At 69.4% G+C, this 13214-nt stretch carries 11 protein-coding genes; 5 read left to right on the forward strand and 6 right to left on the reverse strand.

All coding sequences use genetic code 11. The annotated features are described in order from the left end of the window. Positions 1-233: 233 nt before the first annotated feature. The 3 genes from ACQZ13_RS25155 to ACQZ13_RS25165 all read right to left on the reverse strand — a co-directional run bounded on the left by ACQZ13_RS25155 (position 234) and on the right by ACQZ13_RS25165 (position 1966). Positions 234-683, reverse strand: coding sequence for an STY0301 family protein (locus ACQZ13_RS25155; protein WP_431048601.1), 450 nt, complete (start codon positions 681-683; stop codon positions 234-236). After that, complete coding sequence (locus tag ACQZ13_RS25160; protein WP_431048602.1) at positions 680-1147, reverse strand: BPSL0067 family protein; 468 nt, start codon at positions 1145-1147, stop codon at positions 680-682. The genes ACQZ13_RS25155 and ACQZ13_RS25160 overlap by 4 nt, the downstream gene beginning before the upstream one ends. 99 nt (positions 1148-1246) lie before the next feature. Further along, positions 1247-1966 (reverse strand): CerR family C-terminal domain-containing protein, encoded by a 720-nt coding sequence (locus ACQZ13_RS25165; protein WP_431048603.1) that lies wholly within the window; start codon positions 1964-1966, stop codon positions 1247-1249. Between the two features lie 108 nt (positions 1967-2074). On the opposite strand from ACQZ13_RS25165, the gene ACQZ13_RS25170 reads away from it, so the two are divergent. From ACQZ13_RS25170 to rpoH, 5 genes are all read left to right on the forward strand, one after another. After that, positions 2075-3226, forward strand: a complete 1152-nt coding sequence (locus tag ACQZ13_RS25170; protein ID WP_431048604.1) for an HlyD family secretion protein — start codon at positions 2075-2077, stop codon at positions 3224-3226. After that, positions 3219-4859, forward strand: coding sequence for an MDR family MFS transporter (locus ACQZ13_RS25175; protein ID WP_431048605.1), 1641 nt, complete (start codon positions 3219-3221; stop codon positions 4857-4859). Before ACQZ13_RS25170 ends, ACQZ13_RS25175 begins: the two co-directional genes overlap by 8 nt. Positions 4860-4866: 7 nt before the next feature. Then, the gene (locus ACQZ13_RS25180) at positions 4867-6390 is read left to right on the forward strand and encodes an efflux transporter outer membrane subunit (RefSeq protein WP_431048606.1); all 1524 of its coding nucleotides are present in this window, start codon (positions 4867-4869) and stop codon (positions 6388-6390) included. A gap of 104 nt (positions 6391-6494) precedes the next feature. Beyond that, the gene (locus ACQZ13_RS25185) at positions 6495-9284 is read left to right on the forward strand and encodes a CHASE domain-containing protein (protein WP_431048607.1); all 2790 of its coding nucleotides are present in this window, start codon (positions 6495-6497) and stop codon (positions 9282-9284) included. Between the two features lie 157 nt (positions 9285-9441). Next, positions 9442-10356 carry an RNA polymerase sigma factor RpoH gene (gene rpoH / locus ACQZ13_RS25190; protein ID WP_431048608.1) on the forward strand — a complete coding sequence of 305 codons (915 nt, stop codon included), beginning with the start codon at positions 9442-9444 and terminating at the stop codon, positions 10354-10356. A gap of 68 nt (positions 10357-10424) precedes the next feature. Here rpoH and ACQZ13_RS25195 read toward each other — a convergent pair whose 3' ends face one another. The 3 genes from ACQZ13_RS25195 to ACQZ13_RS25205 are packed head-to-tail and all read right to left on the reverse strand — an operon-like array spanning position 10425 to position 13209. Then, entirely contained in the window at positions 10425-11054 is a 630-nt protein-coding gene (locus tag ACQZ13_RS25195) for an SCO family protein (protein ID WP_431048609.1), read from the reverse strand. A 50-nt stretch (positions 11055-11104) separates the two neighbouring features. After that, on the reverse strand, positions 11105-12013 hold the full coding sequence (gene cyoE / locus ACQZ13_RS25200; RefSeq protein ID WP_431048610.1) for a heme o synthase: 909 nt from the start codon (positions 12011-12013) through the stop codon (positions 11105-11107). Then, a complete protein-coding gene (locus ACQZ13_RS25205; RefSeq protein WP_431048611.1) occupies positions 12010-13209 on the reverse strand; it encodes a COX15/CtaA family protein in 1200 nt (399 codons plus the stop codon). Before ACQZ13_RS25205 ends, cyoE begins: the two co-directional genes overlap by 4 nt. Positions 13210-13214 lie beyond the last annotated feature (5 nt).

Here is a 13214-nt window from a genome sequence, read left to right on the forward strand (position 1 = left end):
TCCACCTTCGACTTCAAGACGAGATGGCCATTACAGGGCGATTCCAAAGCCTCGCATTTCGGGGGGTCTGGGGTTTGTTGCGCTCATGCCGCGACGCTCGACGTCGAAGTTGATCAATTCGGACTCGCGCTCAAAAAATTGCTTTCGCGGACGTGCCGCGATCAAGCGCGCAGGGGCCCTGAAACGCAAAACGCCCGCTTGCGCGGGCGTTTCTCATGGGCAAGGCGCCACGCTCAGCGGCAGCCTGCTTCCTTCATCCGGAACGCAGTGTCCTTGGTGCGCTGGTTCACCAGCCGGCATTCGGCGTAGCCCTTCAACGGACGGACCAGCACGACCGCCGTGCGGTGATACGTGCACACCGCATACGCGTCTTCCAGCGCGCCGACCTTCCAGGTCGCCGTCTCGGTGACGCCGCCCTTCGGATCCTTCTTCTCCTTCAGATCGTCGTAGATCGCGCCGTCGGACTTGCTCACCGGGCCCAGGTTGATCTGGAACCCCGTCAGCGCATGTCGCGTCGGGCCGGCGCCTTCCACGGCTGCTTCCCAGCCTGCCGGCGCGCTCGCGGCACGTTGCTCGGTCGCGCCGAGTTCCGTGGGGCAGGAGAACGGCTCCGGCGCGGCGAACGCCGTCGCGCAGGCCAGGATCATCGAGGCGGGCAGCGCGGCCCGCAGAAGTGTGGTCACCATTGGATCGTTGCGTAGTCGAGACCGCGATAGAAGTAGGTGTTGGCCTTCTTGTGGGCCACGGGGTCGAAGTAGACTTCACGTTCCTTGATCGCGTCCACGCCGCGGTACTGTTCGACGATCTTGAAGCCGATCACCACGCCGCTCTTGTCCTTCACCACGCCGGAGAAGAAGCCCGAGTGCTGGCCCGTGGAGCCGTTCGGGTAGTAGCCGCCCGCGTTCCAGCCGCTCGCGATCGGCGTGCCCAGTTGCAGCGAGCCCACGAAGGCCGGCGTCAGCGCCGTGCCCTTCTTCCAGTTGTCCGGCTGCGTGCGCGGGGCGCCGGCCAGCGACTTCACGAGCTCCGCGCACTGGATGGCACCGTCGGCGCGCAGCACCGGCGGCTGGCCGACATGGCGCGAGATGTCGGGGACGACACCGAAGTGTTCGAAGTAGCTGCGGGTGGCAATGGCGGCTGCGGTCATGGGAGTCCTGGAGATGACGACAGCGGCGGAGTCTAGGGATCCGGTCCCCGCCGCCGTACTGACCTTCGTCACCCGGCAGGGGCATGCGTCAACGACTCGTTACGACGCGATCGATTCCCGGCGCCAGCTGTCCATCAGCGCCCGGCTGTGCTCGCGCGACGACCGCTTGATCGTCGCGACCTCCTCCGGCCCGAAGCGCTCCCAGCCGAGCTTGGTCAGCATGGTCCGCCGCCCCAGCGAGAACACCATCACCTGCCCGCACAGCATCATCACGCGCATCGCCAGCAGCGGGTCCTTCTCCGTCATGCCGCAGTAGCGCGCGACGACCCTCGCCGACATCTCGCCCATCTTCGGACGGTGCCCCTGGTCGAACAGCTCGAACAGCACGCCCGGCGCGTGCCCGATCTGCTCGTGCGCGATGAACAGCCGGCGGTGCTCGGCGTCGTCCGGCAACAGCTGGAAGTCGGTCAGCGCATCCAGCATGTCCCCGAAAGCCTCGAAGAGCTGGTCCGGCGTGGCAGCGGCATCGTCGAGCACCGCCTGCGTCCGCGCCACCACCGGATCGAAATGCGCCGTCAGGCTGTCCGCGATGTACTGCGCGCAGGCCCGGTACACGCCTTCCTTGTTGTCGAAGTAGTACTGCAGCGCCGGCGCGTTGACGCCGGCCGCCTTCGCGATCTCGCGCGTCGAGGCGCCTTCGAAACCACGCTCGCTGAACAGCCGCAGCGCCACGTCAATGATGCGGCGGCGCGTCTCCTCGCCGCGCGCATAGGCGGCGTCGGCACGGTGTCGGGGGGCTCGGACAGGGCGTTCGGTCATGTGTAAAGCTGGCTGAAGTCAAAAATATACCAGTTGACAGAAATCTTCCAACTGGAAAAAGATAGCGACCGGAATAATTCTTCGAGCCGGCGCGCCCGGCCACGTCCCATGTCTTCGCAGACCTCCGCCGGCCCGAACGGGCCCGACGCCCCGGCGTCCTCCCCCGCATCGGCCCCGGTGCCGCCCTCGTCTTTACCCTCCAAGCCGGCCTCGAATCGCAAGCCCCTGCTGCTGGTGATCGCCGCAGCGGCGCTGGTCGCCGCCGGCGCGTACGGCGTCCACTGGTGGACCACCGGCCGCTTCATCGAGACCACCGACGACGCCTACCTGAAGGCCGACAGCGTCACCGCGGCGCCCAAGGTCGGCGGCTACGTGACGCAGGTCTACGTGGTCGCCAACCAGGCCGTGAAGCGCGGCGATCCGCTCGTGAAGCTGGATGCGCGCCAGTACCAGGCCGCCGCCGACCAGTCGCAGGCCACCATCGACGGCCGCAAGGCCGACATCCGCCGCTTCGAGGCGGACATCCTCCAGCAGCAGGGCCAGCTCGCGCAGACGCGCGCCCAGGCCGAAGCCTCGCGCCTGGCGTTGGCGCACGCACAGGACGAGGTCACGCGCCACACGCCGCTGGCCGCCACCGGCGCGACGACCGCGGAACGCCTGGCTGAACTGCGCAACAACCGCGACCAGGCCGTCGCCAGCCTCGCCGCCGCCGAGGCCGCGGTGAAGGCCGCCGACGGCCGGCTGAAGTCGAGCGAGGCGCAGGTCGCGCAGTCGAAGGCGCAGGTCGAGGCCGCCGAGGCCGCGCTGCGCCAGAACCACCTCGACGTCGACGACACCGTCGTGCGCGCCGCCATCGACGGCCGCATCGGCGACACCACCGTGCGCGTCGGCCAGTTCGTGCAGCCGGGGACGCGGATGATGACCGTCGTGCCGACGCAGGACGTGTACCTCGTCGCCAACTTCAAGGAAACGCAGATCGGCCGCATGTGCGCCGGCCAGCCGGTGACCTTGCACGTCGACGCCCTGCCCGACCTCGACCTGCACGGCACCGTCGAGAGCTTCTCCCCCGGCACCGGCGCGCAGTTCGCGCTGCTGCCGTCGGAGAACGCCACCGGCAACTTCACGAAGATCGTCCAGCGCGTGCCGGTGCGCATCCGCGTGCAACTCGATCCGCAGGCGGATCCGGCGCTGCGCGACCGCCTGCTGCCCGGCCTGTCCGTGACCACCGACGTCGACACCCGCGGAGCCCGCCATGGCTGAGGCCGCCTCGTCGGCCGCGCCCGGTGCGCCGAATGCATCGAGCGCCTCGAGCGTTCCCACTGCCGCCCCGCACGCGGAGCCCAATGCCAGCACGGCCGACTGGATCGCCGTGGCGGCCGGCGCGCTCGGCGCGCTGATGGCGACGCTGGACATCTCCATCACCAACTCGGCGCTGCCGCAGATCCAGGGCGCCATCGGCGCGACCGGCACCGAAGGCACCTGGATCTCCACCGGCTACCTGATGTCGGAGATCGTCATGATCCCGCTGGCCGCGTGGCTCACCCGCGTCTTCGGGTTGCGCAACTTCCTGGTCGGCAACGCGGCGCTGTTCACCTTCTTCTCGGTGCTGTGCGGCCTCTCGGGCAGCCTGCCGATGCTGATCCTCGCCCGCATCGGGCAGGGCTTCACCGGCGGCGCGATGATCCCCACCGCGCAGACCATCATCCGCACACGCCTGCCGCGTCATCAGCTCCCCGTCGGCATGACGCTGTTCGGGCTCATCGTGCTGCTCGGCCCGCTGCTGGGCCCGGTGCTCGGCGGCTGGCTGACCGAGAACGCCAGCTGGCACTGGTGCTTCTTCATCAACGTGCCGGTCTGCGCCGCGCTGCTCGCGCTGCTGCTGCTCGGGCTGCCCGCGCAGCGCATGCATCTGGAGGAGTTCATCCGCGCCGACTGGCTCGGCATCGTCGGCCTCGCGGTCGGCTTGTCGACGCTCACCGTCGTGCTCGAGGAAGGCCAGCGCGAGCGCTGGTTCGAGTCCTCGCTGATCGTCACGCTGAGCCTGGTCTCGGCGATCGGCATGGCGATGATCGCGCTCTCGCAGCGCTACGCCGCCAAGCCCATCCTGCGGCTGCGCCTGATGCGCAACTGGCACTACGCCAGCGTCATCGTCATCGTGTTCACCGTCGGCGCCGGGCTGTACTGCATCTCCTACCTGGTGCCGCAGTTCCTCGCGCTGATCGCCGGCTACAACGCGCAGCAGTCCGGCGCGATCATGCTGCTGGCCGGCGTGCCCGCCTTCCTGATGATGCCCATCCTGCCGCGGCTGATCTCGCGCGTGGACCTGCGCGTGATGGTGATCCTCGGCCTGGCCGCGTTCGCCGCCAGTTGCCTGCTCGACATCAGCCTCACCGCGCAGAGCGTCGGTCACGACTTCATCGGCTCACAACTGCTGCGCGGCGTCGGGCAGATGCTCTGCATGATGCCGCTCAACCAGGCCTCGATGGCCACCGTCACGCGCGAGGAATCGGGCGACGCCGCCGGCATCTACAACATGGCGCGCAACCTCGGCGGCTCGGTCGGGCTGGCCGTCATCGGCACCTTCATCGACCGGCGCAACAGCCTGCACATCGACCGGCTCGGCGAGACGCTCAACGCGAACTCCACGCTGGTCCAGGAACGCCTGGCCGGCAGCACCGCCAGCCACTTCGCGCAGGTGGGCGACTTCGCGTATGCGCAGCTGCAGGCGATGAAGGAGATCGTGCTGACCATCCATCAGCAGGCCAGCGTCATGACCTTCTCCGAAACCTTCTACGTGCTCGCGGCCGCGCTGCTGCTCTGCGTCCCGCTCGCGCTCACGCTCAAGACACCGCAGCAGCCCGGCAAGGCGCCGGTGTCCAACGACGCGCATTGAGAGTCCCATGCTCCACTTTCCCCACCCCTCCGTTCCGCTCTCCCGCTTCCGGCTCTCGGGGCCGCTCAGGCTCACCACGCTCACGACCTTGTCGGCCGTGGCGGCTGCGGCCGCCATGCTGCTGCTCGCGGGATGCACCACGGTCGGTCCCGACTACCAAGGCGCGCCGGCCGTCGCGGCCGATGTGCTCCAGCAGTCGCGTTTCAAGCGCGACGACGCGCCGACCGGCGCAACGACTCAGACCTCAGCCGACGCACCCGCGCCGGTCGCGGCGCAGTGGTGGCGCGCGCTCGGCGATGCCACGCTCGACGGACTCGTCGAACAGGCGCTGAACCAGAGCCCGACGCTGCAAGCCGCCGAAGCGCGCCTGCGTTCCGCGCGCGCCGCTTTCAACGAACAGGAAGCCAACGGCCGTCCGAAGGGCTCGGCGTCGGCGCTCGGCGCCGGTGTCTGGCAAGGCCCGGGCACCGACCACGAGAGCTCGCTCCATCTCTACAGCGTCGGCTTCGATGCGACCTGGGAGGTCGACCTCTTCGGCGGCACAAGGCGCGCGGTCGAGTCCGCCTCGGCGCAGGCGCAAGCCGTGCAGGCGGACCTCGCCGATGCGCAGGTCTCGTTGACGGCGGAGGTCGCCTCGACCTACGTCGGCCTGCGCGCCCAGCAACGCCGGCAGGCGCTGTTGCGCGACACCGCGGCCTTCGACGCGCAGGCGTTGACGCTGGTGCGTCAGCGGCGCGACCAGGGCGTCGCGAGCGCCGACGACGTCGAGCAACGCGCCCAGCAAGGCGAAGCGACGCAGGCCTCGCTGGCCGACGTGGCGGCGGACATCGCCGCCTCGCTCGACCGGCTCGCCTTGCTGACGGGACAGGCCCCCGGCGCGCTCGATGAACAGCTCGGCACCTCGCAGGCGGAGCCGCTCGCGCTGCCCCACGCGCCGGACAGCGTCGCCATCGGCGATCCCGCCTCGCTGCTGCAGCGTCGTCCGGACATCCGCGCGGCCGAGCGCCGCCTCGCCGGCCGCAACGCGCAGATCGGCCAGGAGAAGGCGAAGTACTTCCCCAAGCTCAGCCTGCTGGGCAACATCGGCGTCGCCGGCACCGACCCCGGCAAGCTGCTGCGCACCGACAACCTCGCGCTTGCCGCCGTGCCCTACCTGAGCTGGAACTTCCTCGACTTCGGCCGGACCGCGGCCGCCGTGCGCGAGGCCGAAGCGGGCCGCGACGAGGCCGTCGCCAATTACAAGGCCGCGGTGCTCGGCGCGCTGCAGGACGCCAACACCTCGCTGGCGCGCTTCGGCCGTCAACGGCAATCGGTCCAGCATCTGCTGGCGCAGCAAGGCTCCACGGCGCGGACGCTGGACCTGACGCGGCAACGCCGTCAGGCCGGCGCCGCGAGCCAGATCGACCTGCTCGACGCGCAGCGCCGCGACACCGATGCACGGTTGAAGGCGCTGGACGGCGAGTCCGCGCTGCTGAAGGACTTCGTCGCGCTGCAGAAGAGCCTCGGGCTCGGCTGGGATCTGCCGGCCTGACGCCATTGCCGGTTTCGCACCGTCGTTGGTTTCGCAGGACAAGCGCCTGATCCGGGGGCAAACCGACGTACCGGGCGCGTCGCGGCGAGGGTAGGCTGGCGCTCATGACCGACGCGTCCGCCCCCGCCACGTCCGCCTCCATCGCGCTGGCGCTCGACGAGACCGGCGAGGGACGACCACCGGGCGGTTCGGGCGGGTCGGCCGGTGCCATCCGGCTGGTGCTCCTCAACCTCGCCATCGCGCTGGCCTACGCCGCGCTCGGGGTGCTGGCGCTGAAGCTGATCCTGCCGCCCGACTTCGTCTCCCCGATCTATCCCGCCGCCGGGCTTGCCGTCGCCGCCGCGTTGCGCTGGGGCCCCGGCGTGCTGCCGGGCATCGCGATCGGCGGGGCGGCGGTCAGCCTCACGCTCGGCATCGAGCGCTCGCACATCCAGCCGCTGCAGCATCTGCTGATCGGCCTGGGCGGCGCCTTGCAGGCGTGGCTGGGTGCGTGGCTCGCGAGACGGTGGACCGGCGAACACCCGCCGCTCTGCGAGCCCGCCGAACTCCTGCGTTTCCTCGCCGCGACCGCCGGCGTCGCGTGCCTCGTCGGGCCGAGCTTCGGCGTCGCGGCGCTGTGGCTCGCGGGAGCGATCGGACCCTCGCAGGTCGCCGGACATTGGTTCGCCTGGTGGGTCGGGGACGCGATCGGCGTGCTGATCGGCGCGCCCGTATCGCTGGCGCTGTTCGGCCTGCCGCGCAGGCACTGGGCGCCGCGGCGGCTGAGCGTGGCGCTGCCCATGCTGATCGCCTGTGCGCTGCTGTTCGGCGCCACGCTGCATGTCGCCCGGAACGAGGAGGGCCGCAGGCGTCACGCCTTCGACCTGGAAGCCGTCAATGCGCTGAACACCTTGTCCGACACGCTGTCGATGCCGCTGACCGCGCTCGAGGCCAATCACAGCCTGCTGCTGGTCGCGCCGGACATCAGCCGCGTCGACTTCGAACGCGCTCATGCCGAGCGGGCCCGCGCCGGCGGCGCCGTGTACGCGGTCGGCTGGGCGCCGCTGGTGCGTCCGCAGGACCTGCCCGCCTTCGAGAAGGCGGCGCAGGCGGACGGCTACGTCGGTTATCGCGTGTATGAACGACGCCGGCCGGGTGACCTGACCCCGGACCCCGCCGAGGACCGGGTGCCGATCCGGCTGATCGCGCCGTTCGCGCGCAACCGGCCGGCGATGGGCGCCAACGTCCGCAACATCCCGCAGGCGCGCGCCGCGCAGGAACGCGCGATGGCGACCGGCGAACCGTCGGCGAGCGAGAGCTTCCCGCTCTCCCAGGACGCGGGCGTGACGCTGATGGGCGTGGTCGTCTACCGCGCGCTCTATGAAGGCGGCTCCACCGATCCGCGCGACGCCGCCGGCCGCGCCCGCCGGCCGACCGGCGTGGCCTTCGCGACGCTGCGTCCCGAGGCGCTGCTGCACGACGCGCTGCCCGCTCGCGCGGGGCGGCTCGACTACTGCCTGATCGACGCCACCGCCGGCAGTCGCCGTCCGCTGCTGGCCGGCGACGAGCGCTGCCTCCATCTCCCCGAGACCTTGCCGAGCCAGTCGCGCGACTTCGACTTCGCCGGACGCGCCTGGCGTCTCATCGTCTACAACCCGGCGGGGCTGCCCGTGCTCGAAGGCGGCGCCGCCCTGCCCTTCGCGATCGCGGGGCTGGTCGGCACCGCGCTGCTGGGGCTGCTGCTGCTCTCCGTCACCGGCAGCACCGCGCGGGTCGCGCGGCGCGTCGAAGAGGCCACGCAGCGCCTGCGCGTCAGCGAGGAGCGCTTCCGGGACATCGTCGAGCACGCGCCGATCGGCGTCGTCACCTGCGATCTCAACGCCCGGCCGCAGGAGATCAACCCCTATTTCTGCCAGCTGCTCGGCATGAGCATCGAGCAGCTGAAGGCGCGCTCCGTGCTGGCGATCACCCATCCCGAGGATCGCGCCGAGGACAGCCGGCTGGGCATGGCGCTGATCCGCGGCGAGCTCGGCCGCTACAGCCGCATCAAGCGCTACATCGGCGCACAGGGACAGGTGATCACGGTGCGGTCGACGGTCAGCCTGCTGCGCGATGCGCAGGGGCAGCCGTCGCGGCTGCTGGGCGTCGTCGAGGACATCGGCGAGCAGCTCCGGCTCGCGGAGCTGGAGCGCATCCACGAGGCCGAGCTCGGCGCCAACCGCGCCAAGAACGAGTTCCTCTCCCGCATGAGCCACGAACTGCGCACGCCGCTCAACGCGATGCTGGGCTTCTCGCAACTGCTGGAGTCGGATCCGGAGTCGGCGCTCAGCACCCGGCAACGCGGCTGGCTGACGCAGATCCAGCAATCAGGCTGGCATCTGCTGGCAATGATCAACGACACGCTGGACCTGTCCCGGCTGGACGCCGGCGGCCTGCGCGTGCAGATCGACGACCAGGACCTGGGGCCGATCGCCTCGGACAGCCTCGCGATGATCGAGACCCAGCGTCAGCGACGCGGCGTGACGATCGATGTGGACCTGGCGCCTGACGCCGGCCGGCTGCGCGCCGACGCGACCCGGCTGAAGCAGGTCCTGACCAACCTCCTCAGCAACGCCGTCAAGTACAACCATGACGGCGGGCGCGTCCAGCTCCGGGCGCGGCGGATCGACGATTCGCGGATCGAACTCAGCGTGAGCGACACCGGCCCCGGCCTGACGGAGGCGCAGATGGCGCAGCTCTTCCAGCCCTTCAATCGCCTGGGACGGGAGGTCGGCGCGATCGAAGGGACCGGCATCGGTCTGGTGATCACGCAACGTCTGCTGGAGCTGATGGGCAGCCGGCTGCGGGTGGCCAGCACGGCCGGCGAGGGCGCCACATTCAGCTTTGATCTGCCGATTTCTTCGGCAGATCAATGACTTAAGTTGGTCATAAGACGGCGGGTTCACACTCGGTTTCCGGGGTAGCCCTTCCGTGACCAACCTGATTCCGGGAGCTTTAGCACTCCTCCCCCATGAGTGCTAATATCTTTTGCGTCGGGTCGGAGGACCGCCCCGATACAGGAGCAACGAACCCATGTCCAACACCCTTGCATTGAAGGTCCGCGATCCCTGGTCCCTGGTGCCATCGCTCGGGAACCTGGATGCGTACATCACGGCGATCAACCACATCCCGCTGCTGACGCCGGAAGAAGAGAAGGATTACGCCACGCGTCTGAAGACGCATGGCGACGTCGACGCGGCCGGTCGGCTGGTGCTGTCGCACCTGCGGCTGGTGGTGTCGATCTCGCGCCAGTACCTGGGGTACGGGTTGCCGCAGGGCGACCTGATCCAGGAAGGCAACGTGGGCCTGATGAAGGCGGTCAAGCGCTTCGACCCGGAGCAGAACGTCCGCCTGGTCTCGTACGCGATGCATTGGATCAAGGCCGAGATCCACGAGTACATCCTGAAGAACTGGCGCATGGTCAAGGTCGCGACGACCAAGGCGCAGCGCAAGCTGTTCTTCAACCTGCGCTCGAAGAAGCATGCGCTGAAGGAACACGCCGAGAACCAGCAGCGCACCTCGCTGACGGAAGCCGAGATCGCGCTGGTGGCGGAAGAGCTGAACGTCAAGCCCGAGGACGTGGTCGAGATGGAGACGCGGCTCTCCGGCGGCGACGTGGCGCTGGAGCCGCAGACCGACGACGACGGAGAGACCTTCGCGCCGATCGCCTACCTGGCGGACGACACGCAGGAACCGACGCGGGTGATCGAGTCCAAGTCGCGTGACCGCCTGGCCACGGACGGTCTGCAGAAGGCGCTGGACCTGCTGGACGACCGCAGCCGCCGCATCGTCACGGAGCGCTACCTGAACGTCAACGACGACGGTTCGGGGGGCATGACGCTGCACGAACTGGCGGCCGAGTACGACGTCTCCGCGGAACGCATCCGCCAGATCGAAGTCGCCGCGATGAAGAAGATGCGCAAGGCGATGGTGGCGGAAGCCGCTTGATCGACGAGTCGCTCGATCGCCTGATCGACGCCCCATGAAGAAGGCCCCGCGATGCGGGGCCTTCGTCTTTATTGGCCGGCGATCAACGCCTTGATATCGCTCATCAGCGCTGACGCTCCCGCGCCGTAGCGCGAGAACACGCGCACCCGTCCTTGCGGATCGAACAGGAAGCTCGCCGCCGTGTGGTCCATGGTGTAGCTGTCGGGGGTCTTCCCGGGCACCTTGGCGTAGTAGATCTTGAATTCCTTGGCCGTTTCCTTGAGCTGCTCCGGCGTGCCGCGCAGCGCCACGAACCCGGGGTCGAAGCTTTCGAGGTAGGCCTTCAGCAGCTCGGGCTTGTCGCGCTCCGGATCGACGGTGACGAACACGCCCTGGACCTTGTCGCCGTCCGGCCCGAGGGCCTTCTTGACCTGCGCCAGTTCGGCCAGCGTGGTCGGGCAGACGTCCGGGCACTGCGTGAAGCCGAAGAACACGACCACGACCTTGCCCTTGAAGTCCTCCAGCGTGCGGGTCTTGCCGTTCTGGTCGGGCAGGCTGAAGCCGCGCGCGTAGGCCGCGCCGGTCAGGTCCACGCCCTGGAAGCTGGCCTTGGGCGCCGAGGAGAAGCCCAGCTTGTCGCAGCCCGCCAGCAGCGTCGCCGCGCTGATGGCGCCCAGGGAACCCAGGGCGCCGAGCCCGAGAGAACGTCGCGAGATCATCCGTACATCCGATCCGAAAGAAGGTCCTGAGGTCCCCGGTCCGAGTCAGCTCAACTGATCCACGGACTGACGTAGTGGTCCAGCAGCAGCGCGCCGAAGAGCAGCGACAGGTGCAGGAGCGAGAACATGAAGGTCTTGCGCGCCAGCGCTTCCGAATACGCCCTCCACAGCTTGAAGGCGTAGTAGCAGAACATCAGCCCCAGCACGAGGGCCGCAGCCAGATAGATCCATCCGCTCATGCCCGTCAGGAAGGGCAGCAGCGTCGCCGCGAACAGGATCCAGGTGTAGAGGAAGATCTGCAGCCGCGTGAACTCGTTGCCGTGCGTCACCGGGAGCATCGGCAGGCCGGCCTTGCGGTAGTCCTCGCTGCGGTACAGCGCCAGCGCCCAGAAGTGCGGCGGCGTCCACAGGAAGATGATCAGGCACATCAGCCAGGCTTCGGAGCCCAGCTCCCCGCGCATCGCCGCCCAGCCCAGCACCGGCGGCATCGCGCCGGACGCGCCGCCGATCACGATGTTCTGCGGCGTCGTCGGCTTCAGGACCATCGTGTAGATGATCGCGTAGCCGACGAAGGTCGCGAAGGTCAGCCACATCGTCAGCGGGTTCACCAGCACGTACAGGATCGCCGATCCCAACGCGCACAGCGCGCCCGAGAACAGCAGCGTCTGGTTGCGGCTGAGCTCGCCGCGTGCGGTCGGACGCCACGCGGTGCGCTTCATCTTGGCGTCGATGTGCTGCTCGATCAGGCAGTTGAACGCCGCCGCCGCGCCCGCCACCAGCCAGATGCCGCCGGTGCCGGCGATCAGCCGCACCCACTCGTCGCCCTGCGGCAGGCCGGGGATCGCCAGCGCCATGCCGATGAACGCGCAGAACACGATCAGCTGCACGACCCGGGGCTTGGTCAGTTGGTAGAACTGCCACCAGCGGGAGGGCATGGTGGCCTGCGTCGCGGAACTCATTTCGAACCCATCGTCAGGATGCCGGCGCGCACCGGCGCCGGCTCAATCACAGTTGTCGTCCGGCCGGCACGCAGCCGCGCCAGCACGATCGCGCACATCAGCAGGAGCGCCGCGGCGCCGCCGGTATGGGCCAGCGCAGCCACCAGCGGCCACCCCAGCACCACGTTCGACAAGCCCGAGGCCAGTTGCCACGCGCCCACCGCCAGCAGGCGGCGCGCCCAGCGTCGGGCTTCGAGCCCTTCACCGCCCGCCTCGACACCGCCCTGGCGCCACAGCGCCCAGGCCAGCGCCAGCAACGCGGCGAACACGATCATCGCGCCGCCGCGATGCGCCAGGTGGATCGCCGTCAGCGCCTCGAACGGCAACCAGCCGCCGTGGGCGCCGCGACCCAGTTCGCGCCACAGCGTGAAGCCATGTTCGAAGTCGGTCGGCGGCAGCCATTGTCCCTGGCAGGTCGGGAAGTCCTGGCAGGCCAGCACCGCATAGTTCGTGCTGACCCAGCCGCCCAGCGCGACCTGCACGATCGCGAGCACCGTGAAGGCCGCGAATGCGCGTCTCAAGCCGGCGGGCCAGGTCAGCGGCTTCGGTGCATACGATTCGGCCTGCCACGCCAGCAGCATCAGCAGCCCGAGCGCCAGCAGCAGGTGCGTCGTCACGATGGCCGGGAACAGCTTCATCGTCACCGTCCAGGCGCCGAAGAATCCTTGCACCAGGATCCAGACCAGCGACAACGTCGCCCACCACGGCGACGGTGTCGCTTCGCCGGTGCGGCGGCCGCGCCACCACACCCACCAGCTGAGCACCGCCAACACCACGAGCAGGAATCCGACGCCGCCCGCCATGTAGCGATGCAGCATCTCCATCCACGCCTTGCCATGCGTCACCGGGCCCGTCGGCATCGCCGTCTGCGCGGCGAGGATCTCGGCCTTCGCGCCGATCGGCGAGGCGCTGCCGTAGCAGCCGGGCCAGTCCGGGCAGCCGAGGCCGGAATCAGTCAGCCGCGTCAGCGCGCCGATCAGGATCAGGTCGAAGGTCAGGAAGGTGGCGAGCACGGTCAGCGCGCGCAGCCGTTTCGCCACCGGGTCGCCGCGATGCCGCCACTGCCACCACACCAGCGGCACCGCGCCGACGAGCGCGGCCATCGCCAGCAGCTCCAGCAGCGGCTCGAAATCGAAACCGATCGCCAATCCGTTCATGCGCG

The organism is Roseateles sp. L2-2 (genome assembly GCF_050613215.1).
Taxonomy (GTDB): Bacteria; Pseudomonadota; Gammaproteobacteria; order Burkholderiales; family Burkholderiaceae_C; genus Roseateles; species Roseateles noduli.

What these genes read in the sequence shown, in the direction of transcription:
- ACQZ13_RS25165 (WP_431048603.1), bottom strand. Translation starts at nt 1,966, where the DNA reads ATGACCGAACGCCCTGTCCGAGCCCCCCGACACCGTGCCGACGCCGCC.
- ACQZ13_RS25195 (WP_431048609.1), bottom strand. Translation starts at nt 11,054, where the DNA reads ATGATCTCGCGACGTTCTCTCGGGCTCGGCGCCCTGGGTTCCCTGGGC.
- ACQZ13_RS25170 (WP_431048604.1), top strand. Translation starts at nt 2,075, where the DNA reads ATGTCTTCGCAGACCTCCGCCGGCCCGAACGGGCCCGACGCCCCGGCG.
- ACQZ13_RS25160 (WP_431048602.1), bottom strand. Translation starts at nt 1,147, where the DNA reads ATGACCGCAGCCGCCATTGCCACCCGCAGCTACTTCGAACACTTCGGT.
- cyoE (WP_431048610.1), bottom strand. Translation starts at nt 12,013, where the DNA reads ATGAGTTCCGCGACGCAGGCCACCATGCCCTCCCGCTGGTGGCAGTTC.
- ACQZ13_RS25205 (WP_431048611.1), bottom strand. Translation starts at nt 13,209, where the DNA reads ATGAACGGATTGGCGATCGGTTTCGATTTCGAGCCGCTGCTGGAGCTG.
- rpoH (WP_431048608.1), top strand. Translation starts at nt 9,442, where the DNA reads ATGTCCAACACCCTTGCATTGAAGGTCCGCGATCCCTGGTCCCTGGTG.
- ACQZ13_RS25175 (WP_431048605.1), top strand. Translation starts at nt 3,219, where the DNA reads ATGGCTGAGGCCGCCTCGTCGGCCGCGCCCGGTGCGCCGAATGCATCG.
- ACQZ13_RS25180 (WP_431048606.1), top strand. Translation starts at nt 4,867, where the DNA reads ATGCTCCACTTTCCCCACCCCTCCGTTCCGCTCTCCCGCTTCCGGCTC.
- ACQZ13_RS25185 (WP_431048607.1), top strand. Translation starts at nt 6,495, where the DNA reads ATGACCGACGCGTCCGCCCCCGCCACGTCCGCCTCCATCGCGCTGGCG.